The sequence below is a fragment of the Nocardioides halotolerans DSM 19273 genome (assembly GCF_000422805.1).
Lineage (GTDB): Bacteria > Actinomycetota > Actinomycetes > Propionibacteriales > Nocardioidaceae > Nocardioides > Nocardioides halotolerans.
The window spans coordinates 18,815-43,427 of record NZ_AUGT01000027.1; the positions used below are offsets into that span (position 1 = coordinate 18,815).

Genomic DNA, 24,613 nt, shown 5'->3' on the forward strand with positions numbered 1-24,613 from the left:
GACCGCCGAGCGAAAGGTCATCAGCCCGAAGCTGAGAATGGGGCACGTCCGTACGAGCGGTGCAACGGACCTGCTGGCTCCACAGATTCGCGACGATCCATAGGATGACCCCGTGTCCAACCAGGGCAGGACCGTCAGCCACCGTCACCAGCGGCTGCTGCCTGCCTGCGTGGCTGCGGTGATCTTCGGGATCGTCGGCATGCATGCCCTGATGCAGCACTGTCCGACCCCGCCGCACACCACGCCTGTGTCGACATCGGTGGCTCATACGACCGATCAGACCGGTGAGCACCTAGCGGACGCCGTTGCGTCGGCGTACACCGGCATCAAGGTTCTGCAGGTCACCGACCATCCAGCCGGCGGCCTGGACGAGATGCTGCTGCTCTGCGCGGCCATGCTGTTCGGTGCCGGGGCAATCCTGATGCTGCTGCGTCGCCGTCGAGTCGATCGTCCGATCGCGCTGCTCCCGATGAGCATGAGCCGGTGGCGCCCGTCTTTGATTGTGGCTGACAACGGGCCGCCACGAACGCTCGCATTCACCGTCATCAGGTGCTGAGCCGACTGCTCGGCGCGTGTTGTTGCGCGCCCGCAGGCCACTCACCCATATGACGTCATCCAAGGAGGATGCGAATGCGTACCACCCGTGCCGTAGCGGCACTTCTGATCGGCCTCAGCCTGGTTCTGAGCGGCTGTGGCGACGACGAAACCGCGCCTGACACCAGCTCGAGCACCCGTACCGACCACAACGACGCGGACGTCGCCTTCGCGACCGAGATGATCCAGCACCACGCGCAGGCGTTGGCGATGGTTGACCTGTCGGTGGGCCGCGACCTCGACGCCGACTTCGAGATTGTCGTCGAGGCGATCCGAATGGCACAGGCTCCGGAGATCGAGACGATGACCGACTGGCTGACCCAGTGGGACGAGCCGATCCCTGCCACCGTCAACGACCACGCCAACGCCGACGAAGGCGAACATGGCATGGAGGGCATGGACGAAGACAACACCGGTGTGGACATGCCCGGGATGATGAGCGACGAAGAAATGGCCGAGCTCGAGTCGGCCAGCGACGTCGAGTTCGAGGACATGTTCCTCACGATGATGATCGAGCACCACGAAGGTGCGATCGAGATGGCCAAGGCCGAGCAGGAAGACGGCCAGTACTCGCCTGCGATCAAGCTGGCCGAGGAGATCGAGGCGGCCCAGACGGCCGAGATCGACACGATGCAGGCATTGCTGGACGGCTAGTAGCCGTCCAAGCTTCCGAGCGTCAGCGGGGCAGATCGTCACCCCGATCGGTCTGCCTCGTTGGCCTTCCTTGCTAGGAGTCTTCGTTATGCAGAACAGCGACCCCACGTCGTCGAGCTCGAAGCACTGCTCGAACGCAGCTACCTGCTGGATCCCGCCGAGTGCGCAGACGACGACATCTGCCACGTACTCTCCACGCAGACATAGGGCCATACGATCCCAAAGACCGCCCAGGGGTATTGCCCTCCCCGGCTGAGGGCTGGGTTGAACCAATTGGCGCGTGAGAAATGGGGTGCGTGCCGATCAGACGCCGAACGCTCCGCCCTCGACCAAGATGACGAGCCCCAGGCCGATGAGCACGAGGGGAAAGAGGATGTGTTCCCACCGTTCGAGCACCTCGGCAATTGGCGTGCGGGTAGCCACGAACCCCGCCGTGAGGACGAAGACGGCGACCAGGACCAGGAAGACGACGCAGAAGGTCACCAGGGCGCCGGTGTCCACTGCGAGAAAGACCGGCACGTAGACCCCGATGTTGTCCCCACCGTTGGCGAAGGTGACTGCGGCTACCGCAAGGGCGCTGACGGGCCTGTCGGCCAGGGTGTCGTCGTCATCGTCTCCGTTGCGCCACACCTGCCAGGCCGCGAAGGCGCCGAGCAGCAGTGGGATCAGGCCGAAGTACGGAATGGCATCGTCGGGAAGGAACAGCCTCGCCCCGAAGGTCACCGCCAGCGAGGCCAGAAGGATGCCGCCGAAGCCCAAGTACTGCCCGACGACGATCTTGGCCGTGGTGCCTCGTTGCCCCACTCCGCGTGCGAAGAACAGCGACAGCACGATGATGTCGTCGATGTTGGTGACGAGGAACAGGACCACGGCCTGCAGGGCGGACGAGAGCACGTTCATGTCCTAGACGGAGGGGTCGGCGCCCTGATCCGTCGTCAGCGAGATGGCTGTGTCAGTCGCCGGCTCCGGCCGAGCGTGCACGAGCACGATCACGATGGACCCGCAGACCAGGAAGGTGTCGGCGAGGTTGAACGTGGGCCACCAGCCCGTGTGCAGGTAGTCGGTGACCCGACCGTCGCGGGCGCGGTCCAGCACGTTCGCGAGAGCGCCGCCGATGACGGCGCCTGCAGCGATCCGCTCGACCAGGCCCGCTCGGGGGGCCCAGCGCCACGCGTACGCCGTCATGACGACGACGAGAGCCGCGGTGATCGCCACGATCACGCCCGCAGGCAGTCGATTGCCCATGCTGAACGCCACACCGGAGTTGTAGGCCAGCTGGAGCTGGAGCAGTCCGAGGTCGACTGTTGAGCTGGCCAGCCGGACCTCGGATGCCGCCTTCGCGACCAGATCAATCCCTGCGAATGTCGCCGCCGTGAGCAGGACCAAGACGCGGCCCGTGCGCTCGCGCCTGATCGACGTGTCGGGACCTCGGCTCATTTGGCCACCGCATCGGCCGGCACCGCAACGGTGGTGGGCATGGAGACGGGCGCGGGAGGGAGAGGTCGGACGCGCCCGGCACGCACGCCGTTCCCGATCACGAAGATCTCGGCGACCTCGTGGACCAGCACGACCGCGGCCAGCCCGAGCACGCCGAGCGCGGCCAGGGGGATCAGGATGGCGATCAGCACGAGGGACAGGCCGACGTTCTGCAGCATGATGGACCGGGCGCGGCGGGCATGGGTCAGGGTGTGCGGCAGGTGCCGCAGATCTTCGCCCATGAGAGCGACGTCGGCGGTCTCGATCGCTACGTCGCTACCCATCGCCCCCATTGCGATCCCGACGTCGGCGGTGGCCAGGGCGGGGGCGTCGTTGACGCCGTCGCCGACCATCGCGGTCGGTCGGTCCTCGCGGAGCCGGTGGATGATGGCCGACTTGTCCTCGGGGCGGAGCTCGGCGTGCACCTCGGTGATGCCGGCCTGGGCGGCCAATGCGGTGGCGGTGCGTTCGTTGTCGCCGGTGAGCATGGTGACCTGGTAGCCGTCGGCGCGCAGGCGGGCGACCACCTCGGCGGCCTCGGGTCGCAGGTCGTCGCGGACCGCGACGACACCGATCACTGCGCCGTCGTACTCGATCAGCACCGCGGTGGCGCCGGCAGCCTGCATCCGGGTCACGGGCTCGGCGAGGGCGCCGGCGGGGATCCAGCCGGGCCGGCCCAGGCGGGCGGGTCGGCCGTCGATGGTGCCGGTGAGGCCGGCGCCGGTGACGGCTTCAACGCCGTCGGCGTCGCGGTGGTCGGGGACGGCGGCGAGGATGGCGCGTGCCAGCGGGTGCTCGCTGCGGGACTCAAGGGCGGCGGCGATGTCCATGACCTGCTCGCGGGTGTGGCCGGTGGCGGTGGCGACCTCCACCACCGCGGGCTGGTTGCGGGTCAGGGTGCCGGTCTTGTCCAGAGCGACGGCCCGGATCCGGCCGAGCGCCTCCAGGGCGGCGCCGCCCTTGACCAGGGCTCCGATGCGGCTCGCGGCGCCGATCGCGGCAACCACGGTGACCGGCACGGAGATCGCCAACGCACACGGAGAGGCGGCAACCAGAACGACAAGCGCGCGCTCGATCCAGGTCGCAGCGTCCCCGAGCAGGCTGCCGACGATCGCGATGATCGCGGCGAGAACCATGATGCCGGGCACAAGCGGCTGGGCGATCCGGTCCGCGAGTCGTTGGGCGTTGCCCTTGCGGGACTGTTCGGCCTCGACGATGGTGACGATCCGGGCCAGAGAGTTGTCCTCGGCGGTGGTGGTGACCTCCACCTCGAGGACGCCGGTCCCGTTGATGGAGCCGGCGAAGACGGCGTCACCGGGGCCGGCCTCGACCGGCACCGACTCACCGGTGAGGGCGGAGACGTCCAGGGCGGTGCGGCCGGTGCGGATCACGCCGTCGGTGGCGACTCGTTCACCGGGCCGGACCAGCAGGAGGTCGCCGATTGCCAGCGCGGCCGGAGGGACGGTGACCTGGGCGCCGTCGCGGAGGATGGTGGCTTCGGCCGGGACCAGGGAGAGCAGAGCGCGCAGACCGCGGCGGGTGCGGGCGACGGCGTACTCTTCCAGGCCCTCGCTGATGGAGTACAAGAACGCGAGCGCTGCGGCCTCGGCGACCTCACCCAGGATGACCGCGCCGACCGCGGCGATGGTCATCAGGGTGCCCACGCCGATCTTGCCCATGGCCAGTCGCCTCAGGGTGCCGGGGACGAAGGTCCAGGCCCCCAGGGCGAGGGCAACGGCGTTCAGCCCGGTCACCACACCCTCGGAGGCGCCGGCGCGGTGGGCGATGTAGCCGGCGAGGAGCAAGAGTCCGGCGAGGGCTGCGAACCTCAGCTCGCTGACCTCCCACAGACGTTCGGGCTCTTGCTCCTCCAACTCACCTTCGTCGTTTCGGGGTTCGTCGTCGGCGCAGCCGCAAGCCGTACTCATCGGGTCTCCCTCGTGGCCGTCGAGGTGCCGTAGGTGGGGCAGAGAGCCACCGCCTGCCCGGTTGCGGCCAGCAGGGTTTCGGCCGAAGTGAGCAGGTCCATCAGCTCCGGGCGGGTCAGCGAGTAGAAGGACTGCCGGCCCACGGCTCGGTACTCGACCAGGCCGCATTCGCGCAGGCACCCCAGGTGCGCCGACACCGTGGACTGCGCTAGCCCGAGTCGGCGCTCCAGGTCCACCACCCGTGCCTCCCCCGATGCCAGCTGCCGCACGATCGCCAGCCGTACCGGATCGGCCAGCCCGCGAAACAGAGCCGTTGCCGGGGCCAACGTCGCCCGCTCCTCTTGCATCATCGCCATATCCGGATGATACCTTGCGGCGTCGATAGATCGTCAAATCCGGATGCCACCTGGTTTTCGTGCTGACTCTTGGGCGTCCTCGGAGAGAGGTGTCTGTGCGCGATGTTGATGAACAAGACCGAGACGTGGGTGGTCGACAGTCCGGCTCGCCGGGCGCTGCAACGCTGGTACGAGGCGCCCACCCTGCGGCGGCTCGGTGGCTCGCTGTCGGCGGCCGCGCCGGGGCCAGCGACGGGTTCCTCGCCGGCACCTTCAGCATCCTGGGCATCATCGCCGGCGGCTACGCCGTCCAAGCCGGACTGCGGCTGCGCACCGAGGAGGAACAACTCCGCGCCGAGCCCGTGCTCGTCACGGGCATCGCTCGACTCCGCTGGGGCGAGTGGACCTGATGCTGGCGCTTCTAGACGTCCACAACGTTCACGATCTACACGCCGGCCAGAGCACCCGGCTACCGATACTCACCATCCAGCCCATGAACACGGCATGCACGCCTTACACCCGGGGCACCGTCGGGCGGATCTCAACGGGAACTACACGGTTCCTCGATCAGAAGTTGCAGGTGGGCTGCGCATGCTGGTCGTAGAGCCCCGGCGGGAGCCGGAGGGCGCGGAGGAGAGGAGCCGGTGATGATGGGTTGGTATGACGGGGACCACATGGGTGGTTTCGGGCCGGTGATGTGGATGTTCATGCTGGTGTTCTGGGTGGCGCTGATCGCGCTGATCGTCTTCCTGGTGGTCAAGCTCCTTCCCGCCGGAAGCGGCCCGCGCTCGACCCAGTCGTCGGGCGCAGTACGCGAAACGCCCGAGCAGATCCTGGACCGTATGTTCGCGACCGGGGAGATCGACGAGGAGACATACCGTTCTCGGCGCTCGGCGCTCAGCGAGATGCGCGGCGAGGGGCAGACGAGGGAGCCGAGATGACCACGACACGGAGCAGGACCACCATGGCCCTGGTGGCTGCGGTGCTGCTACTGCTGGCCTCGGTGGGGACCGCCATCGCGGTGGCCGCCTCCGGTGACCGGGGATCGGTGGGCCACCAGCCGGGCTACGCCAACCGGTACGACGATTCCTATGGCGGCCCCGGGAACAGTCGGATGGTGGACCCGGACCTGGGTGACCCGGGCTGGGGCGGCTCGATGATGGGCGAGGGGGGCGACGGCTACGGCTGGATGATGGGGTCCGGGTCATCTGGACAAGCCTGGACGGACGACTGGCCGGATGGCTGGTCGGGCGATGGCTGGAGCGACTCACACTCCTATGGATGGAACGGCACCGGCCCGGTGACCGCCGCGCAGGCACGCGAGGTCGCGCAGCGATGGTTGGACCGCTACGCCACCTCGGCCCGCCTGGGTGACCCCGTGGCCATGCCGATGGGCTACCGGTTCCTGGCCTCGCAAGGCGGCACAGTGGTGGCCATGATCATGGTCGACGACGACACCTCCACGATCTTCGGACAACTACGGCCGACCGGCTACCGGTGAGCATTCCGAGACCCCCTGGCTCCCCGCCCCGCCGCGGGGAGCCAATGCGCGCACTCGTTGTCGACGACGAGGACGCGATCCGGCGCGTGGTCGCGGCGTACCTGGTCAAGGAGGGCTTCGACGTGCTCGAGGCCGCCGACGGGACCACCGCACTCGAACTGGCGCGGGCAGAGCATCCCGACGTGATCGTGCTCGACCTGATGCTGCCCGACCTCGACGGGATCGAGGTGTGTCGCCAGTTGCGGAGGTTCACCGACACCTATGTGGTGATGTTGACGGCCCGCACCGACGAGGTCGACACCCTGATTGGTCTGTCCGTGGGCGCTGACGACTACCTGACCAAACCGTTCAGCCCACGAGTGCTGGTGGCCAGGATCCGGACGGTGCTGCGCCGACCCCGCAACGATGACGCGGACGCGACCGATGAGGACGCCGGCCAGGTTGTCGAGATCGGTGACTTGCGCATCGACGCCGCCGGCCGTGAGGCGTGGGTCGCAGGGGAGCGGGTCGAGTTGACCCGCACCGAGTTCGACATCCTGTTGCATCTGGCGAGTCGGCCCCAGCACGTGCACACCCGGGGCCAGCTGATTCAGTCGGTCTGGGGCCCAGGCTATGTCGGTGACGACCGCCTGGCTGACGTCCACGTCTCCCACCTACGCGCCAAGCTCGGCGATGACGCCTCCGCACCACGCTATGTGGTCACGGTGCGAGGAGTCGGCTTCAAGATGGGCGGCGGCTGAGGTGCGGCTGCGTTTCTGGCCCGGCTATTCCTGGCGCAGGGCCGGGCTCGGGACGCGGATCTTCGTCGCGATCGCCCTGGTGATCCTGGCCGGTGCCAGCACGCTGCTCCTGGTCGCACTCGTGACCGCCCCGGTGGTCTTCCGCGGCCACCTGGAGGATGCCGGTGTCAGCGCCGAGTCCGCGCTGGCCTCGCAGATCGACGAGGGGTTCACCCTCGCCCTGGTCACCTCGATCAGCGCGGCCGTCCTCGCCGCCTCCCTGGTCGCGGTGGTGGTCGCCGCGGTGATCGCGCGACGGATCAGCCGGCCGGTCGCTGTGGCGGCGGACAGCGCGGGACGCCTGGCCGATGGCGACTACGGCGTCCGGATGGCGATGCCCGGGGTGGGGCCCGAGCTGGACGAGCTGGCCGCTGCGGTCAACACCTTGGCCCAGCGCTTGGAGACCGCCGAACAGCACCGGATGCGACTGCTGAGCGACCTCGGGCATGAGCTACGCACCCCGCTGGCAGCACTGGAGGCCACGGTCGAGGCGATCGTGGATGGGATCCTGCCCGCCGACCCCGAGACCCTGACAACGCTGACCGACCAGACCGGGAGGCTCACCCGACTCACCCGCGACCTGCAGGCCGTCTCCCGCAGCGACGAGCGCGCCTTCCGGCTCGAGCTTCTCCGGGTCGATCTCGCCGATCTGGCCAGAACTGCGGTAGCGGCCCACCAGGCCCGCTACCGGTCAGCGGACGTCACCCTCACCGCGACTGCGCGTGGCGACGAGACCCGAGCCGGCCCGGCGCACGAGTCGGTGTACGGGTGGGCAGATCCCGACCGAGTCACCGAGATCCTCGACCAGCTTCTGGACAACGCACTGCGGCACTGCGCCGGCGGGGACACGGTCACGGTGACATGTCATCCCCGGGCGGACACCGTCAGCCTGGTCGTGGCCGACACCGGCACCGGCTTCAAACCATCGGTCGCCGAGGGCTTGTTCGCACGGTTCCACCGAGGCCCCGACCCGCTCCGTGGCCCCGCCGGAACCGGCGTAGGGCTGACCATCGCCCGCGCACTCGCCGAGGCCCAGCACGGCCATCTGGGCGCCGCCAGCCCCGGGCCGGGCCGGGGAGCGGCCTTCACGCTCACCTTGCCCGCCGCACCGTGACTCAACAGACCCACGCCTTCGCCAAACGACGCCGCAAACGGCGATCCTGAGGGCGAGTGAGGGACGCTTCGGCTCAGTCGATCGGCTCAGTCGATCGGCTCAGTCGATCGGCTCAGTCGGGTCGGATGGAGGTACACCCGCCAATCGCGTCCAGGAGCAGCTTCGATGAACGATCACGTAACCAACGCATCATGGCGAAGAGCTTCGGCCTTTCCTGGGTCATGTGCACCGACCACTGTGGGCCCAAGTACTTCAAGGTGAACCTCGAGCTCGCCTACTGGGATCTTCGACCGGTCACCTGGTGACCCGCGACGGCACCGACCCGCAGACAGTTCTGGACGCCTCGCCGGGAAGGGAAGGACGCGCTCCCGGGCGCTTCGACCCACGGTGTGGAGTCGTTCGGCTCTCCAGCTCAGAGCGCATGAGTCCGAGGATGGGCACGGGTGTCTGCGGACTGTTGCACCTGGGCCGTATCAACGGCTCCGGGGGGTCCGACTGGATGAGGAGTCCTTCATGCATCAGCACAAGCGCACTCTACGAGTCGCAATGACTGCCCCGATGGTGCTCTTCGCATTCCAACCCGCTGGTTCCGTCGCCGCTGCCGACTCCCCAGCCGCCGCCCCGATCACGTGTAACGGGCAGGCTGCGACGGTCGTAGTCACCGCGGACTCACCGCATGTTGTCAAGGGAACCGGCCACCGTGACGTCATCGCGATCCGCGACGGCGGTCACGTGGTCCGCGCGCGCGGAGGCGACGACCTGGTGTGCGGCTCGAGTCGCATCGACGTTGTACGCGGCGGCGGGGGCGCCGACCATCTCTATGGCCGCGACGGCGACGACGGCCTCTACGGCGGTTACGGACGCGACCACCTGTACGGCGGTCATGGCGACGACGACGTCTACGGCGGCGCGGGCACCGACCACTGCTTCGGGGGCCAGGGCGCCGACGACGTGCACGACGGCTTACACCACGGCTCGCACGACGGCTCGCACGACGGCTCGCACGACGGCTCGCACGACGGCTCGCACGACGGGGGCATGGGGCACGAGCGCCGCTGACCTATTCGGCAAGGAGTCGCTGAGCGTCGGCGGTGGCCTGTCGCCCCCCAGGAGACTCGCGCATCGGCTGTCACGTCAACTGATCCATCGCTGGCGCGGGCACTACTGCTTGAGGTGCTGCTGATCTTGTTCATCCCGTGCATCGATTAAGAGGGACGCGGTGATCGCGTCGTTGGCCTTGCGCTGAACTGGTCGAGTCACAGTCGCTCCAACAGCTCGATGAGTCCCACCAACATGGCTATTGTCAGGACAAAGACGAGTATCAAGACGGTCCAGATGAGCCACGTCGAAGGCGGGTCGCGGCCCGGCTCGTCGGCTGAGTTGTCCTCGGTCATTGCTTCACGACCCGAACAACAGATAGAGGCCCGCATAGGTGTAGAGCACCATGGCGGCGAGCAAGGGCAGTTGTCCTGTCACCTGATGGCGGCGAGGCAGCACAGACAGGGCTCGGTCGTGAGCTGCGACGGCCCCAGCGATATGACCGGTGACGATGGCGAGCACCTTGATCGAGGCCAGCAGCGTCGGATGCAATGACAGGAAGTAGTTGGCTTCCTCACCTGAGATGCCGAGCAGGTCGGCCCCGTTGTTCATCGGGTCGCTCAGTTGGATCATGGTCACCTGGCCGTACTCGACCAGGAACGACAGATAGTGGGCGATGAAGTAGCCCACGATGATCGGCGCGATCGAGTGTGCCAGTGCGGACGGAAGCTGCCGGCGCGTGAACCCGATCGGCCGACTGGTGGCGGCCAGCGTGGCTGCGCTGAAGGTCAGTCCGACTACCGCTACCGCTGAGATCAGTCCCGCCGATCCGAGCCAAGTGGGGTTGAGTTCGCTCCCTTGCACGAACCGCACCCAACGGTTGAGACCACGGAAGCTGTCGTAGGCGGTCGACCCCAGGAGAACAGCGACGAGCGCAACGAGCCCTGGCCTCGGCTCCAGGCGGGCGAGGTTTCGCAAGGGACTGAGGAACACCAGCCGACCGTCGTGGTCTCGCCCCCACAACGACAGGTGTGAGACGACCGTGGAGAACGCCTCGAAGGGGTCCGCGTGCTCGAACCAGGTCCGTCCGAATATGGCGCCGCCGACGAGCATGGCGGCGACGTAGCCGGCAATCCAGAGCCGGACGGGGCCGAGGTTGACCGATCCTGGGTAGACGAGCTCCAGCCACACATAAGCAAACGCGGCGATCGCCGCAGGCCAGTAGCCGAAGCGAGCGGGATAGGAGAACACGGCCTCGTCGGGATCGGTGCCGGAGATCCGGGTCAGCAGCCAATGCATGGATCGCACCGGACTCATGGCGCGGTACACCGGTCCAAGAAGCAGCGACGCCGGGATCAGCCCGACCCACAGGTAGGCGTAGAAGATGCCGAACACGGGGTTGTTGAGCGAATCAGGGCCGAGTATGGCCAGGCCGAGGGTGACCAGGAGTCCGAGGACGCCGACGACGCGGCAGGTGATCTTCCAGCCGCGGCTGTCGGCGAACCGGCCCAGCGCAGCTGGAACCTGTCGACCCGTGTTGTGGCCGTCAAAACGGGGTTCGCGCCAAGCCAGCAGGAGGACCACGAAGGACAGGACCAGCGCAGCCGCCCCACCGGCGATGGCCAACGAGGCTGGGATGGGCAGGTCGGTTGCGCCGCCGAGCCCGTGGGCTTCGATCAAAGGGACGCCCCTACCGGACTTCGAGGCTGGCGACGACGTGGCTGGTGTCGTGCTCCTCGACCTCGACCACCCCTGGCGCCTTGATGACGAGCTTCTTAGTCGACGTCCCTGCTTCGAACTCGACGTACTGCCCCGGGGTGGAGTGGACGTGCAGCTCACCGTCTCGGTCGGTGTCGAATCGAATGATCAGGGTCTCGCCCACCTCGAGATCGATCTCCTGACTGTTCGGCTTGACCTGATCGCCCTTGATCGTGACCACCAGCTCGGGACCGGCCGGTTGGCTCGGCGTCGGCGTCGGGGTTGAGGACGCGCTGGGGGAGGGGATGTCCTGGCCAGGCGTAGGGCTGGATGGGGTCGCCGACTCGGAAGCAGACGGGGTTGTGGTGGCAGCCTCGGTGGTGGGGTCCTCCGGGTCGTCGGAAGAGCACGCGCCCAATACAAGTAGGAGGGGCAGGGCGGCGGCCAAGAGGCGAGGGCGCTTCATCGGATCTGACCTTTCGTCGTGGTGTCCGGTACGTCGACGGTGTGAGTGATCTTCACGAGTCCGTCTTGTCGATGAGGGGTTGGGGGCGCGCAGAGTCCTCCGTTGGGCCTCCGACGTCGGCGGCGAGTCGGCCGATGACGGGAAGGAAACGACCGGTTCGCGCGGCGTACTGACGAAACTCTGCTGGGTGGGTGCGGAGCAGGTAGGGCTCCTCGACGAGACGGACCTGCAGCTCGATAGCGACGATCACGAGGACCAGACTCCACAGGGTCAACACATTGGGCACGATCAGCAGCAGGCCACAGCCGGAGACGACCATGAAGCTGAACACGGGATTGCGCATCCACCGGAACAGCCCGGCAGTGATCAGGCCTGTTCTTTCGTCCGAATCGACGCCGATTCGCCACTCGGCGCCCATGCCGAGCTGCGCGATCAGGCATCCGACGGCACCTGAGATCGCAAGAATGGCGCCCAGGGGAACTGCAAACCTGGTGATCTCGCCATCCCAAAACGGCGGTAGCCCGACGAGGTCAAGGGTCATGCCACTAGGAAAGCCGATCAGCGCGACGATGAACGCCGCGCCGCCCAGCCACTCGAGAGAGCCAGGTCGACCGCTGATCCCTCGGAAACCTGCATCGCCGGTGCGGCGTCGTTGCAGCCAAGAGCGCGCTACGAACACGACCAGGACGTAGATGAGGAAGCCCAGCAAGGCGCTGACAGTCGGATTCATGACGGCCAGTGCCCGGTTGCTAGCACCTCAGTCACCACGTGGACTCCTGGCACTCTCGACTGGGGTTGCTCTCGACCTGCAAAGTGGCGTGCTGAACGTCGTGACGCTGCCGCAGCACCGTCCGGGACTGCAACAGGACAGCCTGTCCGTCGGCTGACGGCGCGAGGACCAGATGAGCGGTGGCAACGTTCATTCCGGATGTCAAGGTCCAAGCATGGAAGTCGTGAACGTCGGCGACTCCGTCGACGGCTTCGAGGTCGGAGATCACGGTGTTGAGATCCATGTGGGCCGGGACGTGTTGCCCGAGCACAGCCAGCACCTCGCGACCCAGCATCACGGCTCGGACTGCGACGAATACGCCGATAGCGAGCGCGATCGCGGTGTCCCAGTAGCCCTCGCCGGTCAGGGCGATCAGACCGCCGGCGACGAGTACGCCGACGCTGCCCGCGGCGTCGGCTACGACCTCAAGGTAGGCGCCTTTGACGTTGAGCGACTCGTCCGCACCGCCGCGTAGTAGCACCAGACACACCAAGTTGATGACCAGGCCGATGGCACCCACGATGAGTAGCGGACCGTTGGCTACGTCGACCGGCTCGCCTATTCGCGAGATGCCCTCGAGAACGACGTAGACGGACACTCCCAGCATCAGGAGGACTGTGAAGCCGGACGCGAAGACCTCCGCGCGGTAGGAGCCATAGGTCCGGCGTCCAGATCGATCCGTGCGGGTCGCGATCTTCGTGGCAACGAGCGCGGCGCCGAGGGCGACGACGTCGGCGGCCATGTGCCCGGCGTCCGAGATGAGGGCTAGAGACCCGCTCAGCAGGCCCACGCTCAGCTCGACCACGAAGAAGACGGCGACCAAACCGAACGAAACGGCCAGTCGCCAACGGTGACTCGTCGAGGCGCTGCTCGAACCATGGTTGTGCCCCATCAGTCCAGACCTCCCTCTTGGTTGAGCGTCGGACACAGGGCAACGGCAGCCCCGGTGGCGTCCAGTACCTGCTCTCCTGCTGCGAGCAGCTGCGTGACGGGCACGTCGGGATCGAGGGAGAACTCAGACGCCCTTCCCCGGGGCTGGGATCGGACCAACCCGCAGTCACGAAGACAGGCGAGGTGTTGCGACACCGTCGACTGTGCCAGCCCGAGATGGTCGACCAGATCGACGACGCGATGAGGTCCAAGTTGCAAGTGGCGCAGGATCTCCAACCTGGACGGGTCACTGAGTGCGCGAAACAGGCACGCCGCGACGCGCAGGTTGTCTCGGCCATGGGTGCGCGGGCCCGCTTCGAGCAAAGAATTATTCATCGGCATATGCCGATGTTATCGGCAGAGGCCGACATTGTCCACCAGTGCTCATGGTCAAACTCCCGCGTAGGAGTGCAGTCCGGAGATCCAGAGGTTGACGCCGAAGAAGTTGAACAAGAAGGCCATGTAGCCAACGACGCCGAGCCAGGCCGCTCGCCGTCCTCGCCAGCTGGGTGTTGCTTGGGCGTGCAGGTAGGCGGCGTAGCAGACCCAGGTGATGAACGCCCACGTCTCTTTGGGATCCCATCCCCAGTAGCGGCCCCAAGCGTTCTCCGCCCAGATTGCTCCCGCGATCACGGCAAACGTCCAGATGGGGAAGGCGACCATGTGAGCGCCGTAGATGAGCCGATCCAGGGTGCCGGCCGAAGGCAGTCCGTCGCGTGGGACGGCTCCTCTACGTTCGGCACGCTCGCGGAACAAATAGGCGACCGAGGCAACGAACCCCAGCGTGAAGATGCCGCCGCCAGTGATGGCCGCGGCGACGTGGACCACCAGCCAGTACGACTTCAGCACCGGCACAAGGTCGTCGGCGGGTGCGTAGAGCACAGTCACGGCGAGGCCAAGTGCGAGGAGGACAATGCCGACGACCCACACCGCGAGGACGCGAACGGCGGCCAACCGGATCCGCGCCAAGAGGACGACGGCGGCGGCCAGGGACGCGGCGAGCGTGAACTCGTACATGTTGCCCCAAGGGGCGCGTCCGGCCGCAAGGCCGCGAGTAAGCAGGCCGGCGGAGTGCAGGACCACGCCTAGCCCTAAAAGAACCACGCCGAGCCGCTCCAGGAATCCTTGCGTCGGCGTTGACCCCGGACCCCACGCGGCGCCGGAGGTGGATTCGTCCGCTGATGTCGCACTTGGTCCGAAGACCATCGCCGCGTTGGCTGTGACAACCTCGGCCGGAGCCGGCCGGGCCAACCGCAGACGTGCGGTGGTCACGGCCAGGCACACCATGGCCAGGGCGTACACCATGATCGCGGCTGCAACCGCGCGATCGCTCCAGATGGCTAGGTCAGTCGCGGACATGGGCGTATCTCCGGTCGTCGTGGAGGCTGTCGGATGCGTCGCCGAGCAGAGGTGCGAGGGCGGACTCGAGACGTCGAAGGTCCCGATCGGGCAGGCTGCGCCTGGTCAGGCTCTGCCCACCCAGCTCGACCCGGGCCGATCCCTGGCTCTCGACCACTCGCAGCCACCAGCGGCGGCGCGGGATGGTCAGGGAGGCGGTCAGTCCGACGAGGAGCAAGATCGCGGCGAGGAGGGCGATCTGCCGACCGGGGTCATAAGCCACCTGGAAGTTCACGAACCGGTCGACCCGCTCGAAAGTCAGCGAGCCGCGACCGTCGGGCAGTTCGACCGTCTCGCCAGGCGCGAGGGAGATCTGGAAGGGCTTCGCGTCCACGCTCAGCTGAGTCAGGTTGCTCTTGTCGATGACGAAGACTGACTGAGGGCCGCGGTCGAGGCCGAGGTCTCCTGAGTAGCCCGTGAGCAGGATCTGGGGGTTCTGCAGGTCGGGGAACGCAGAGATGGGGGCCGCCGTACCTGTCGCGGCAGTGGGCAGGAACACACCTTCGAAGGCGAGCCCCTCGGGCTGCGCGTCTGGGGCTTTGATGACACCGCTCGAGCCATAGTTCTGGTCGGTCGGCAGGAAGACCACGGGTCCCGACGTGACCACGTTGTCCTTGGCGTCGCGCACCGTGATGACGGGCGCATAGCCGTTGCCGGTCACGAACATCTTGGTGCCGTCAACGTTCAACGGTTCGTTGGGACGCACGATCGTGGTCTCCGCGCCGGCCCCTGTTCCTTTGGTGACGGAGACCGTGGCGTCGAACACCAAGGGTTGCCCGAGATTGGGACCAGAGTTGGCGTACACGACGTCGAACGCGTCGAGCGTCATGCTGAACGGCGTGAGCTCACGTAAGTCCGTCAACGTAGCCGCCGTGAACTCGTCGTACTGCGACCGGGTATTCGTGAATCCCTGACCCTCGACGACGACCACGCGCCCCTCGAAGCCGACGAGTTTTCCGTAACCGACACCGACGAGGAGGATGAGAAGGGACAGGTGGAAGCCCAGATTTCCCAGCTCGCGAAGATATCCCTTCTCCGCGCGGACCTCGTCGCGATCGATGTCGACACGGAAACGCGCGGCGCGCAGCGCTGAGGTGGCTGCTAGCCGCGCGTCCGAGATCCGTTCTCGTTCGATATTCCAGCTGCGGTGCTGCTCCAGACGTTCAAGACGGGGCGGCCCGGCGACCGGGCGAGCTCGGACGTTGCGCCACAACCGCAAGGACCGAGGGAGAACGCAACCCAACATGGAGACCAAGAGGAGGAGGTAGATCGCGGCGAACCAAGGGGCCGCGTAGACCTCAAACAGCCCGGCCCGGTCCAGCCACGGCCCGAGACGAGGGTGATCGACGAAGAACTGCGGGACCGCGTTCGGATCACTGGCAACCCCACGCTGAGGCAGCAGAGACCCCGGGACCGCCGCTAGGGCGAGAAGGCAGAGCAGCGCGACAGCCGTGCGCATCGACACGAGGGTGCGCCAGGTCCAGCGCCACCATCCCCATGAGGGACGGAGGGTGGGGTGCACCGGCACGGCGGGCACGGAAGCTCCTTGCGACGAGGACGACATCAGCAACTACGAAGCAGGGTAGTAGTTTGTTGAAGCGCTATCGAACCGGGCCATCGTTGGGAGGGAGAATCGCCTTGAGGACACGCAGGGTCGCCGCGACGCTAGCGGCGCTGACAGTGGTTCTCGTCCCATCGCTCGCCTCCGCCCACACCGAGCTGGTGAGGACGGATCCGAAGGACGGCTCCCGGCTCGACGTGACGCCTACGACCGTCACGCTGTATTTCAATGACGCGATCAGTCCCGAACTGTCGACGGTCTTGCTGTCGGTGGGCGACAAGGGGGATGAACGACGCAGCGTCCTTCCTGTTCGACAAGGAAGGACGCCCTCGACGCTCACGGCCACTGTGCCGCCGGAGGCGCTCCCCGAGGGTCGGGCCGGCACCGTCTGGCTAACTACCTATCGCGTGACGTCCCGAGACGGCCATGCCGTCGAAGGGTCTATAGCCTTTCGCGCACCGGCTGCGGACGGATCGGACGAAGACCCGGCGGCGGCGCCCACGACCCCGGGTCAGTCGTCACCCACGCTGAGTCCTCAGCCCAGCAGCTCGCCGCAGTCAGTACCCGAGGCGGTTGACGGACCGACTGCGACGACAAGCACGACGACCTCCACGCTGGTGATCGGCGGCATCACCCTGCTAGGCGTCGCGACCGGCTGTGGTTGGTTGATCCGAGCCCGACGCCGCTCTTTCGACTCGTGAGGCAGCGCGGCCTGGCGTTCGCGCTTGTCGCGGTGGCGCCGGCAACCGCCATCGGACTGCTCCTGGTCACAGGCGGCCTCGGCCCTGGCCTTCCGGGGCTCCCGGACCCGGGCCGGGTCACGCGGATCGGCCTACCGTTCACTCAGGCGCTCCGCGACCTGGCGGCGATGGCAACTGTGGGAATGCTGGTCCTCGCGGTGGCCTGCGTGTGGGCACCGGACGGCATGCGGGCCGGACGACTTCATGGACCCTCTCGACGGCTGGTCGACCTCGCGGGCCGGATCGCTCTGCTGTGGGCGGGACTCGGGATGGCGCTGATCGCTCTCACATTTTCCGACGTCTCCGGATCGGCGTTCGGCACGGCCGGGTTCGTCGACCAGGTGCTGTTCTTCGCGCACGACTACGAGCTGGGGCAGTACCTGCTCTGGAGTTCCGTGCTGGCCATGAGCGCAGGTCTGCTCGCACTGACGGCCGCCAGCGTCCGCGTGGCCGGTCTGGCGGCCGTCATCGCTATGGCAGCTTTGTGGCCCATGGCGCTGAACGCGCACGGCGCAGGGACGCTCCGCCACGACCTCGCTGTCGACGCGCAGGCCGCGCACCTACTCGGTGTGGCCGTGTGGGCGGGTGGCTTGTTCGGTCTCGTTGTGGTCCGGGGTTCTTTGGGAGACCGGCTGGGGGCCGCGGTGCGCCGCTACTCCTCTCTCGCCGGCTGGTGCTTTGCGCTGGTGGCCGTGGCCGGTGTTGCCGGGGCAGTGATCCGGATCGAGCGTCCGGCGGCGTTGGCCTCGGACTACGGGGTGTTGCTCCTTCTCAAGATTGCGGCCGCGGCTCTGCTTGGCCTGCTCGGGCTCCAGCACCGGCGTCGGATGGCTGGTCTCATCGAGTCCCGGGGGGCAGCCGTCTTCCGTCGGATGGTTGTCGTGGAGGCGGTTGTAATGGCCGCGGCCGCCGGAACTGCCGTGGCCCTCAACCGCACACCTCCGCCCGCGTCGTCGGACGCACGCATCGTCGACGGCGCCGAAGACTTCCTCGGCTACCCAGTGCCGGATCGCCTCCACGCGGTCGACTGGTTCACCGCGTGGCAGGTCGATGGATTCTGGCTGCCTGTCGCGCTGGTGGGCGTTCTCCTGTACGTCGCGGGAGCGATGCGTCTGCGCCGACGTGGCGACCGCTGGCCGGTTGGTCGCACCATCGCATGGGTATTGGGATGGACTCTGTTTGTGTGGGCAACCAGTGGCGCTCCCGGCGCGTACGGCCGAGTCCTGTTCAGCATGCACATGGTCCAGCACATGACTATTGCCACCACCGTCCCGGTGCTGCTCGTCCTCGGCGCTCCTGTCACCTTGGCGTTGCGGACCCTTCGGCGGAGAGCGGACGGCTCGATGGGGCCGCGGGAGTGGACTCTCGCGATAGTGCACTCTCCTGTGTCCCAGTTGTTGTCGCATCCGCTGGTCGCGGCCGGCAACTTCATCGTGAGCTTGGTCGTCTTCTACTACAGCGGACTGTTCCCGCTTGCGCTCGAGACGCATACCGGCCATGTGTTGATGACCGCCCACTTCCTCGTATCGGGCTATTTCTTTGCGGGATGCTTGGTCGGGATCGATCCTGGGCTGCGCCAGCCGGACTACCCACTCCGAGTGCTCATGGTCATGGTGACGTTCGGCTTCCACTCACTGTTCTCAGTCACCCTGATGGCCAGCTCACGGATCCTTGCCGAGGGCTGGTTCGTCAGTGTCCGACCCTCGTGGGCGGCCTCGCTCGCCGATGACCAGTACCTCGGCGCGTCACTGGGCTGGGCCCTGGGCGACTACCCGCTCGCGTTGCTGGCAGGTTTGCTCGTGTTTTCGTGGGTCCGATCTGACCAGCTCGATGGAGCGCGGTTCGACCGCCAGGAGGAACGGGACGGCGGTCGTCAGTTGGCGGCTTACAACGCCTATCTGTCAGGCCTCGGTCCGGGACGAACGGGTACGTCGGCGCACGACCCCCGCGGCGAGCAGCCCGGCGATTCCTAGCGCGACAGCGCTGCGTGCGGGCCAGGGCCCGAGTGTCACCGCCAGGGTGCGCCGGTCGGACACTGGAACCTCCACCACGTCGCTTCCGGTCGCTCGCACCGGCAGCCGCGACAGCACGGTTCCGTCCGGACCGATAGCGCCGGAGACGCCATTGACCGATGCCACCACAACCGACCGGCCAGTCTCCAAAGCGCGGACCCGGCTGATTGCCCACTGCTGCTCCAGCTGCGCAGTTCCGAGAAACATCGCGTTGCTGGTCTGAACGGTGACGAGGTCGGCGCCCCGCAGAACTTGAGGCCCGATGACGTCGTCGTAGGCGACGTCGAAGCACAGCGCGTCCGCGACGGCCAACCCTCCTATGTTCAGTGGCGCGGCATCGGAGCCAGGGATCATGTCGCGCCGGATCTCGGCGACGCGGGAGGAGATCCGTTCGGCCAACGATCGGAACGGTACGTACTCGCCGAACGGCACCAGGTGTTGCTTGGTGTATCGGTCCGCCGAACCGTCGCTGGTCCACACGATGCCCTGGTTGAGTGCCCGGTCGGCGCGATCTGTGTCCACGATCGAGCCGATCACGATCGGAACCTCCGCCGCGGCAAGTGCGGTGACTATCCCGCTCTGAGCCTCCACGTCCCGGATCGGATCGACTGCGGTGGCGTTCTCCGGCCAGAGGATGAAGTCCGGCTGGGCAATGCCACCGGCCCTGGCCCGCGTCATCAGGCCTCGGGTCTCCTCGACGTGGTTGCGGGTGACCTCGCGGTGGAACGCGGAGAGCCGGTTTCCGGCCCCCGGGACACCACCTTGGACCACGCCGACCTGTGCGGTCTCTGCAAGGGGAGAAGCTGGCAGGACCGCCCCCGCTGAGGCGGGAGTCACGGCGAGCAGCCAGGGCGCCATCAGCGCCAGCAGGCCGCTGGGCCTTCGCGTAGGACTAAGGACCATAAAGGCCAAGGTGCATCCCATGAGAGCCACCAGAAAGCTGACGCCGGTCACTCCCACCCAGCTCAACGTCGGGGCCCAGGCCGTATCCACGACTCCGAAGCCGAGCCGGCCCCAGGGCATGCCACCCAAGGGCCAGGTGCTGCGCAGTTGCTCGGCGGCCGTCCACAGCAGCGCGCACCACAGGGGCCAGCCCCGTAGGTGTGCGACCCATCGGAACGCGATCGCCAAGATCGAGAACCAGACCGCTTGGACGAAGGTAAGAATGACCCAGGCTCCGGGCCCGATGGAGGACCAGAGCCACCACAGCACCGGCCCCATAAAGGCCAGCCCGAAAAGCGTGCCGGTCAGCAGTGTGGCGGTTCTGGAGCCATGGCGGACGCCCACGACGAGCAAACCAATGCCGACCGGGGCCAGGTAGGGCAACGTCCACGGCTCGAACGCCGCCGCGGTAGCCAGACCCCCAACAACCCCGCACAAGGCCGATACCGCTATGGGGGCTTTGGCTCTGGCGGACCTGGCTTTGGCGACGGCGCGACCAGGTGATGTCATGGCTGCTGGTCCTCGAGTCACTGAGGTATCTACTATGCCGGGTAGGAGCAAGCGAGGAGTTTTGGTGAAGTCGCTGGGTCAGCTCGAAGCGGTCGTGATGCAACGACTCTGGGATGCCTCCGAGCCTTTGTCTGTGCGCGTGGTTCTGGAGGACCTTCGGCGCGAGCGTGCAATCGCCTACACGACCGTGATGACGGTCCTTGACAACCTGTACGCCAAGGGCCTGGTACGGCGCCACAAGGACGGGCGGGCCTTCGTCTACGAGGCCGAACAGAGCCGGGCGGCGTACACCTCCGCACTCCTCGATGACGTGTTGGACAGCACCGGGGACAGGCGTGCGGCGCTCTTGCACTTCCTGGGCCGACTGGACGAGGACACCCGGGCAGACCTGCGCGGAGCGCTCGGCCAGACCGATGACGGGTCGGCGCGATGATCACGCTATTGCTGCTGGGCTTCACGCTTCTGGTCTTTGGGTTCGCGAGGTTGCTCGTGCGATCAGACTGGGCGGCGCGAGCTCCGGCATGGGGGATCTGGGTCTGGCAGACGACCAGCGTCTCGGCGGCAATCTCCCTTGTCTTGGCTGGAGTCGTTGTCGCCGTGCCCGCGACGCCATTGCGTGATGAGTTCGCTGCGCTGTTGCGCTCCTGCTCCCACGCGTTGGCGGAGCACTACGAGGCGCCGGGCGGCCTCGCCGCGGCGACCGTCGGCCTCACCGTCAGCGTGGCCATCGCGATGCGTTTCGGCCTTCTGACAGTGAATGAACTGCGTATCGCGCGTCGACGTCGTACCGGGCAGCGACAGGCGCTGGCCCTCGTAGGCGTCACGGACCCGAGAGGCTTCGATGTCGTCGAGCACAACGTCGCCCTTGTCTACTGCCTCCCAGGGCGGTCCAACACGGTCGTCGTCACACGCGGAGCAATGAACACACTGTCGTCGCACCAGCTTGACCTGGTGCTCGCACATGAGCGACGTCACCTGCGGGTGCGGCATCATCTGGCGCTGAGTCTGGCCGCGGCTTTGTCGCGTACTTTCTACGGCGTCGGAGTGTTCGGCCTCGCTCACCAACAGATCGGGGCCCTGGCTGAGATGCAGGCCGATGACGCAGTGCGCCACATCTCGGATCGGCAAGACCTCGCCCGAGCCTTGGTCGCGCTCTCGCCGATGCCAGTCGGTCCCGCCTTGGGAGCAAGCGGCTCTGCCCCGCGACAGCGCTGCGAGGCCGCTGCGCGAATTGAGCGACTGAGTCGGTCGACGGTTCCTATGCGCAGGCCGCGGTTCGTGTTTGCTGCCACCTTGGGAGCGCTGGTGCTCGCGGCGCCCGTCGCTCTGGCTCTGAGCCCTGCCGTTGAGGGCACCTGCTGCTCGACGCCAGTCGCGAGCTCAACTTCGGCTCACGGCCAGGGGTTTGGCGAGCACCCCTCCAAGCCGTAGGTCTGCTGCATCATCACCGGCGCGGGTTCGCCTGGACCGGGGCACGTCACATGGGCATGCCCCAGCGCGTGACCGACCTCGTGGTTGACCAAGTAGCGACGGTACTGCAGCAGGTCGCCCTCATAGTCGGGAATTCCTTCCGCCCAGCGCAACGCGTTCAGGACGACCAATGCTCCGTTGCGGCACGAAACCTGTCCCTGTGTGTCAAGGGGAGCGCACAGCTCGTCGGTCGTGCCTGGCGAGGCAACTAGCACCCGTACGTCCGGGTCGCTCGCAACTCGCCCCAGCACGTGGTCGCCCTCGGAGGTCCACCCCCGCGAATCGGCGAGCGTGGCGTCGACGAAGCCAGCCACGGCTCGCGGCCGAAGTGGCAGACCGGACTCAAGCTCGACGGTGTAAGAGATGGCCTCGACGGCCTCTGGCGCCTCGCCGCTGGCCGCAACGACAGCAAAGGTGCCGGGTCCGTCATCGGGGATGGGTGGAGCGGAGGGCTTCGGTCTTGGAGTGAGGCTCGGGGTCGGCCTCGGGCGCTCAGTTAGTGACGACGCCGGGCTGGGCTCGTTTGGGGGTCGCGTCTCAACAAGCACGGACGCGGCGGCGCGTGGTTTGTCGCCGGCGCCCGTCCCAGGTCCAGTGGATGTCCCGGCTCCTCCTGTGAGGAGCAGTACCACACCGGCGGCGCCAAGGGTGCCGGCCAGTGATAGCGCCCCGACTGTCAGATGGTTCCACCGGCGACGCGAGGCTCGGTGCCGCCCTTGCGGCACCACTACTCGTCGCTCTCCGCCAGCACGTCTTCGACCAGGCCGCGCAAGGTCGGCTCGCTGACCTGCCCCACGACGCGGGCGGCGATCTGGCGGTCACGGTCGAGAACGACCGTCATGGGCACCGCCATGGTGCTCAGCTCCCCCCCGAAGGCGAGTGACGCCGCGGGGGAGTCTTTTGACGTGAGGCTCGGGTACGGGATGTCGAAGCGCTTCTCGAAGGCGAGTGCGGCCGCATCGTTGTCGCGCACGTTGAGTCCAAGAAACTGCACGCCTTGGTCTTCGAACGCGTTCGCGACCTCACGCAGGGCGGGTGCCTCGACCCGGCACGGGCCGCACCACGAGCCCCACACATTGACCACCGCGACATCTCCATCGAGGTCGTCTGCGGCAATGACGCCGCCGTCAAGAAGGGTGCCCGAGAAATCGTCGACGCCTACCCGATCCTCGGGGGCGTACCGCTGGATCGTGCCCTCGCCTGACTCGTCGCTAGTGATGCCACCATCGATCTCTGTCTGACCGCCAACCGAGCAAGCGGCGGTAGACGTGAGAAGTAGGCAGACGACTATGCGGGTCGCGACGGCCTTCGGGCTGTCCACCAACCAGACACTACTATTCTGCTTAGTACAAGGCGGACGCCACGTCTTTTCGCGTCCGCAGCAGCCCGATCTCCGGAGGAGCAAGAGTGCGAACCCCTACTCAGATCACCCTAGGACTTGCGGCCGCGGTCGCCGTCATGGTGGGGATCTTCTTCGCCATGGGGGCTGCATCCGACGACGGACCAGTCGCCAAGGTCGACACGTCCAAAGCGGATTCGCCGCTATTGCGCGAGGACAGCCGAATCATCGGTGAGGAAGGGGCCAGTGGTGTCACCTTCGTCGAGTTCCTGGATTTCGAATGCGAGGCCTGCCTGGCTCTGTTTCCCATCGTGGAGCAGTTGCGCGAGGACTACGCCGGCGAGGTCACCTTCGTAGCTCGATACTTCCCGTTGCCCGGACACTTCAACTCCGAGCGGGCCGCGCGGACAGTCGAGTCTGCGGCCCGGCAGGGCAAGTTCGAGGAGATGTACATGAAGATGTACGACACCCAGACGTCCTGGTCGGAGAAGCAAGAGCCGATGGACGACCTGTTCCGCAGCTACGCGGAGGAGCTCGGTCTCGACATGGCGCAATTCGATGCTGACTATTCGTCCGAGGAGGTGGCCGCGCGCGTCCAGAGGGACGTTGACGACGGGACGTCTCTCGAGGTCCAGGGGACGCCGACGCTCTACATCGACGGCGAGCTGATCCAGCCGGAGAGCGCTCAGGACCTGGTCGACGCGATCGACGCAGCCCTCACGAAGTGATCGACGCCGCCGTCAACGAGGGCGGCACCAACGTCAGATCCGACCGGCGGCTCGCGTGGTGGCTCTTGGTAGGTGGCCTCATCGGTCTCGTCGCCGCAGGCACCCTGCTCGTCGAGAAGATCGCGCTGCTCAAGGATTCGAACTACGTTCCGAGCTGCAGCATGAACCCGGTCCTGAACTGCGGCTCGATCATGAAGACCGATCAAGCCGAGATTTTTGGCTTTCCGAATCCCTTGCTCGGCATCGCCGGTTTCGCGGTCGTCGCGACCACGGGGGCCGCGGTCCTGGCCGGCGGTCGTCTCGCCCGCTGGTACTGGCTCGGATTGCAGGCCGGGACGGTGTTCGGCGTCGTCTTCGTCGCGTGGCTGGTGTTCCAGAGCCTCTACCGCATCGGCGCGCTCTGCCCCTACTGCATGGTCGTGTGGGCCGTGGTGATACCTACGTTCTGGTACGTCACGATTCGCAACCTGCATGCGGGAGCTTTCGGTGAGCGGGCGCAGCGGTCCGCGGCATCCAGAGCGCTGCGCAGCTGGCATGCTCCGCCTCTGCTAGCCGTGGCGCTACTTCTCGTGGTTCTCATCGGCGAGCAGTTCTGGTCGTACTGGTCGACCCTGCTGTGAATGGTGCCCAG

General features: G+C 67.0%; 29 protein-coding genes. 14 read left to right on the forward strand and 15 right to left on the reverse strand.

The genetic code is table 11. The features are described 5' to 3' along the window. The first annotated feature begins 112 nt into the window (after positions 1–112). Together G514_RS0108980 and G514_RS0108985 are read left to right on the forward strand one after the other, a co-directional pair. The gene (locus G514_RS0108980) at positions 113–556 is read left to right on the forward strand and encodes a hypothetical protein (RefSeq protein WP_028651484.1); all 444 of its coding nucleotides are present in this window, start codon (positions 113–115) and stop codon (positions 554–556) included. A 74-nt stretch (positions 557–630) separates the two neighbouring features. Then, positions 631–1,248 (forward strand): DUF305 domain-containing protein, encoded by a 618-nt coding sequence (locus G514_RS0108985; RefSeq protein ID WP_028651485.1) that lies wholly within the window; start codon positions 631–633, stop codon positions 1,246–1,248. Between the two features lie 303 nt (positions 1,249–1,551). Here the strand turns inward: G514_RS0108985 and G514_RS0108990 are convergent, their stop codons facing one another. Genes G514_RS0108990 through G514_RS0109005 form a run of 4 tightly spaced genes read right to left on the reverse strand, consistent with a single transcriptional unit; the run spans position 1,552 to position 5,008 of the window. Further along, positions 1,552–2,148, reverse strand: coding sequence for a cadmium resistance transporter (locus tag G514_RS0108990; RefSeq protein WP_028651486.1), 597 nt, complete (start codon positions 2,146–2,148; stop codon positions 1,552–1,554). 3 nt (positions 2,149–2,151) lie between these two features. Then, positions 2,152–2,685, reverse strand: a complete 534-nt coding sequence (locus tag G514_RS25755; RefSeq protein ID WP_051247170.1) for a signal peptidase II — start codon at positions 2,683–2,685, stop codon at positions 2,152–2,154. Further along, positions 2,682–4,652, reverse strand: coding sequence for a heavy metal translocating P-type ATPase (locus tag G514_RS0109000; protein WP_028651487.1), 1,971 nt, complete (start codon positions 4,650–4,652; stop codon positions 2,682–2,684). The genes G514_RS25755 and G514_RS0109000 overlap by 4 nt, the downstream gene beginning before the upstream one ends. Next, positions 4,649–5,008, reverse strand: coding sequence for an ArsR/SmtB family transcription factor (locus tag G514_RS0109005; RefSeq protein ID WP_028651488.1), 360 nt, complete (start codon positions 5,006–5,008; stop codon positions 4,649–4,651). Before G514_RS0109005 ends, G514_RS0109000 begins: the two co-directional genes overlap by 4 nt. A gap of 125 nt (positions 5,009–5,133) precedes the next feature. Here G514_RS0109005 and G514_RS30890 point away from each other — a divergent pair, with 125 nt between their 5' ends. From G514_RS30890 to G514_RS31285, 6 genes are all read left to right on the forward strand, one after another. Beyond that, complete coding sequence (locus G514_RS30890) at positions 5,134–5,397, forward strand: hypothetical protein (RefSeq protein ID WP_028651489.1); 264 nt, start codon at positions 5,134–5,136, stop codon at positions 5,395–5,397. 234 nt (positions 5,398–5,631) lie between these two features. Continuing rightward, complete coding sequence (locus G514_RS25760) at positions 5,632–5,928, forward strand: SHOCT domain-containing protein (protein WP_051247172.1); 297 nt, start codon at positions 5,632–5,634, stop codon at positions 5,926–5,928. Continuing rightward, on the forward strand, positions 5,925–6,488 hold the full coding sequence (locus G514_RS0109020; protein WP_028651490.1) for a hypothetical protein: 564 nt from the start codon (positions 5,925–5,927) through the stop codon (positions 6,486–6,488). The genes G514_RS25760 and G514_RS0109020 overlap by 4 nt, the downstream gene beginning before the upstream one ends. Positions 6,489–6,532: 44 nt before the next feature. Continuing rightward, complete coding sequence (locus G514_RS31070) at positions 6,533–7,228, forward strand: response regulator transcription factor (protein ID WP_028651491.1); 696 nt, start codon at positions 6,533–6,535, stop codon at positions 7,226–7,228. Next, positions 7,182–8,381 (forward strand): sensor histidine kinase, encoded by a 1,200-nt coding sequence (locus tag G514_RS0109030; protein WP_245582150.1) that lies wholly within the window; start codon positions 7,182–7,184, stop codon positions 8,379–8,381. The genes G514_RS31070 and G514_RS0109030 overlap by 47 nt, the downstream gene beginning before the upstream one ends. 732 nt (positions 8,382–9,113) lie before the next feature. After that, positions 9,114–9,440: a hypothetical protein gene (locus tag G514_RS31285; protein ID WP_051247176.1), complete on the forward strand. Its 327-nt coding sequence runs from the start codon at positions 9,114–9,116 to the stop codon at positions 9,438–9,440. A 197-nt stretch (positions 9,441–9,637) separates the two neighbouring features. Here G514_RS31285 and G514_RS30225 read toward each other — a convergent pair whose 3' ends face one another. Genes G514_RS30225 through resB form a run of 8 tightly spaced genes read right to left on the reverse strand, consistent with a single transcriptional unit; the run spans position 9,638 to position 16,217 of the window. Continuing rightward, positions 9,638–9,775 carry a hypothetical protein gene (locus G514_RS30225; protein ID WP_157544675.1) on the reverse strand — a complete coding sequence of 46 codons (138 nt, stop codon included), beginning with the start codon at positions 9,773–9,775 and terminating at the stop codon, positions 9,638–9,640. A 4-nt stretch (positions 9,776–9,779) separates the two neighbouring features. Next, on the reverse strand, positions 9,780–11,099 hold the full coding sequence (locus tag G514_RS0109050) for a hypothetical protein (protein WP_028651493.1): 1,320 nt from the start codon (positions 11,097–11,099) through the stop codon (positions 9,780–9,782). A gap of 10 nt (positions 11,100–11,109) precedes the next feature. Next, the gene (locus tag G514_RS30630; protein ID WP_051247178.1) at positions 11,110–11,583 is read right to left on the reverse strand and encodes a hypothetical protein; all 474 of its coding nucleotides are present in this window, start codon (positions 11,581–11,583) and stop codon (positions 11,110–11,112) included. 52 nt (positions 11,584–11,635) lie between these two features. Continuing rightward, positions 11,636–12,313 carry a methyltransferase family protein gene (locus G514_RS25775; RefSeq protein WP_084151906.1) on the reverse strand — a complete coding sequence of 226 codons (678 nt, stop codon included), beginning with the start codon at positions 12,311–12,313 and terminating at the stop codon, positions 11,636–11,638. 31 nt (positions 12,314–12,344) lie between these two features. After that, complete coding sequence (locus G514_RS0109065) at positions 12,345–13,244, reverse strand: cation diffusion facilitator family transporter (protein WP_028651494.1); 900 nt, start codon at positions 13,242–13,244, stop codon at positions 12,345–12,347. Further along, positions 13,244–13,624 carry an ArsR/SmtB family transcription factor gene (locus tag G514_RS29785; RefSeq protein WP_084151908.1) on the reverse strand — a complete coding sequence of 127 codons (381 nt, stop codon included), beginning with the start codon at positions 13,622–13,624 and terminating at the stop codon, positions 13,244–13,246. The genes G514_RS0109065 and G514_RS29785 overlap by 1 nt, the downstream gene beginning before the upstream one ends. 48 nt (positions 13,625–13,672) lie before the next feature. Further along, entirely contained in the window at positions 13,673–14,641 is a 969-nt protein-coding gene (ccsB, locus tag G514_RS0109070) for a c-type cytochrome biogenesis protein CcsB (protein WP_028651495.1), read from the reverse strand. After that, a complete protein-coding gene (gene resB / locus G514_RS0109075; RefSeq protein WP_028651496.1) occupies positions 14,628–16,217 on the reverse strand; it encodes a cytochrome c biogenesis protein ResB in 1,590 nt (529 codons plus the stop codon). Before resB ends, ccsB begins: the two co-directional genes overlap by 14 nt. Before the next feature lie 185 nt (positions 16,218–16,402). Between resB and G514_RS29790 the strand changes: the two genes are divergently transcribed. Beyond that, complete coding sequence (locus tag G514_RS29790; protein ID WP_169576358.1) at positions 16,403–16,942, forward strand: copper resistance CopC family protein; 540 nt, start codon at positions 16,403–16,405, stop codon at positions 16,940–16,942. After that, the gene (locus G514_RS25780; RefSeq protein WP_051247180.1) at positions 16,939–18,954 is read left to right on the forward strand and encodes a bifunctional copper resistance protein CopD/cytochrome c oxidase assembly protein; all 2,016 of its coding nucleotides are present in this window, start codon (positions 16,939–16,941) and stop codon (positions 18,952–18,954) included. Before G514_RS29790 ends, G514_RS25780 begins: the two co-directional genes overlap by 4 nt. Here the strand turns inward: G514_RS25780 and lnt are convergent. Then, entirely contained in the window at positions 18,883–20,445 is a 1,563-nt protein-coding gene (gene lnt / locus G514_RS25785) for an apolipoprotein N-acyltransferase (protein ID WP_084151910.1), read from the reverse strand. The two genes, G514_RS25780 and lnt, sit on opposite strands and share 72 nt — an antisense overlap. 64 nt (positions 20,446–20,509) lie before the next feature. Here lnt and G514_RS0109090 point away from each other — a divergent pair, with 64 nt between their 5' ends. Continuing rightward, positions 20,510–20,878, forward strand: a complete 369-nt coding sequence (locus G514_RS0109090; RefSeq protein ID WP_051247184.1) for a BlaI/MecI/CopY family transcriptional regulator — start codon at positions 20,510–20,512, stop codon at positions 20,876–20,878. Beyond that, positions 20,875–21,876: a M56 family metallopeptidase gene (locus G514_RS29120; protein ID WP_051247186.1), complete on the forward strand. Its 1,002-nt coding sequence runs from the start codon at positions 20,875–20,877 to the stop codon at positions 21,874–21,876. Before G514_RS0109090 ends, G514_RS29120 begins: the two co-directional genes overlap by 4 nt. On the opposite strand, the gene G514_RS31365 is transcribed toward G514_RS29120, so the two are convergent. Continuing rightward, the gene (locus G514_RS31365) at positions 21,837–22,643 is read right to left on the reverse strand and encodes a DUF3152 domain-containing protein (protein ID WP_084151912.1); all 807 of its coding nucleotides are present in this window, start codon (positions 22,641–22,643) and stop codon (positions 21,837–21,839) included. The genes G514_RS29120 and G514_RS31365 overlap by 40 nt on opposite strands. Continuing rightward, complete coding sequence (locus tag G514_RS25795) at positions 22,643–23,236, reverse strand: TlpA family protein disulfide reductase (protein WP_051247188.1); 594 nt, start codon at positions 23,234–23,236, stop codon at positions 22,643–22,645. The genes G514_RS31365 and G514_RS25795 overlap by 1 nt, the downstream gene beginning before the upstream one ends. A 137-nt stretch (positions 23,237–23,373) precedes the next feature. On the opposite strand from G514_RS25795, the gene G514_RS0109105 reads away from it, so the two are divergent. Both G514_RS0109105 and G514_RS25800 read left to right on the forward strand, forming a co-directional pair. Further along, on the forward strand, positions 23,374–23,982 hold the full coding sequence (locus G514_RS0109105; RefSeq protein WP_157544678.1) for a DsbA family protein: 609 nt from the start codon (positions 23,374–23,376) through the stop codon (positions 23,980–23,982). Then, positions 23,979–24,602 carry a vitamin K epoxide reductase family protein gene (locus tag G514_RS25800; protein WP_084151916.1) on the forward strand — a complete coding sequence of 208 codons (624 nt, stop codon included), beginning with the start codon at positions 23,979–23,981 and terminating at the stop codon, positions 24,600–24,602. The genes G514_RS0109105 and G514_RS25800 overlap by 4 nt, the downstream gene beginning before the upstream one ends. Positions 24,603–24,613: the final 11 nt, after the last annotated feature.

What these genes read in the sequence shown, in the direction of transcription:
- G514_RS0108985 (WP_028651485.1), top strand. Translation starts at nt 631, where the DNA reads ATGCGTACCACCCGTGCCGTAGCGGCACTTCTGATCGGCCTCAGCCTG.
- G514_RS0108990 (WP_028651486.1), bottom strand. Translation starts at nt 2,148, where the DNA reads ATGAACGTGCTCTCGTCCGCCCTGCAGGCCGTGGTCCTGTTCCTCGTC.
- G514_RS25755 (WP_051247170.1), bottom strand. Translation starts at nt 2,685, where the DNA reads ATGAGCCGAGGTCCCGACACGTCGATCAGGCGCGAGCGCACGGGCCGC.
- G514_RS0109000 (WP_028651487.1), bottom strand. Translation starts at nt 4,652, where the DNA reads ATGAGTACGGCTTGCGGCTGCGCCGACGACGAACCCCGAAACGACGAA.
- G514_RS0109005 (WP_028651488.1), bottom strand. Translation starts at nt 5,008, where the DNA reads ATGGCGATGATGCAAGAGGAGCGGGCGACGTTGGCCCCGGCAACGGCT.
- G514_RS0109020 (WP_028651490.1), top strand. Translation starts at nt 5,925, where the DNA reads ATGACCACGACACGGAGCAGGACCACCATGGCCCTGGTGGCTGCGGTG.
- G514_RS31070 (WP_028651491.1), top strand. Translation starts at nt 6,533, where the DNA reads ATGCGCGCACTCGTTGTCGACGACGAGGACGCGATCCGGCGCGTGGTC.
- G514_RS0109030 (WP_245582150.1), top strand. Translation starts at nt 7,182, where the DNA reads ATGTGGTCACGGTGCGAGGAGTCGGCTTCAAGATGGGCGGCGGCTGAG.
- G514_RS30225 (WP_157544675.1), bottom strand. Translation starts at nt 9,775, where the DNA reads ATGACCGAGGACAACTCAGCCGACGAGCCGGGCCGCGACCCGCCTTCG.
- G514_RS30630 (WP_051247178.1), bottom strand. Translation starts at nt 11,583, where the DNA reads ATGAAGCGCCCTCGCCTCTTGGCCGCCGCCCTGCCCCTCCTACTTGTA.
- G514_RS25775 (WP_084151906.1), bottom strand. Translation starts at nt 12,313, where the DNA reads ATGAATCCGACTGTCAGCGCCTTGCTGGGCTTCCTCATCTACGTCCTG.
- G514_RS0109065 (WP_028651494.1), bottom strand. Translation starts at nt 13,244, where the DNA reads ATGGGGCACAACCATGGTTCGAGCAGCGCCTCGACGAGTCACCGTTGG.
- G514_RS29785 (WP_084151908.1), bottom strand. Translation starts at nt 13,624, where the DNA reads ATGCCGATGAATAATTCTTTGCTCGAAGCGGGCCCGCGCACCCATGGC.
- ccsB (WP_028651495.1), bottom strand. Translation starts at nt 14,641, where the DNA reads ATGTCCGCGACTGACCTAGCCATCTGGAGCGATCGCGCGGTTGCAGCC.
- lnt (WP_084151910.1), bottom strand. Translation starts at nt 20,445, where the DNA reads ATGACATCACCTGGTCGCGCCGTCGCCAAAGCCAGGTCCGCCAGAGCC.
- G514_RS29120 (WP_051247186.1), top strand. Translation starts at nt 20,875, where the DNA reads ATGATCACGCTATTGCTGCTGGGCTTCACGCTTCTGGTCTTTGGGTTC.
- G514_RS0109105 (WP_157544678.1), top strand. Translation starts at nt 23,374, where the DNA reads ATGGTGGGGATCTTCTTCGCCATGGGGGCTGCATCCGACGACGGACCA.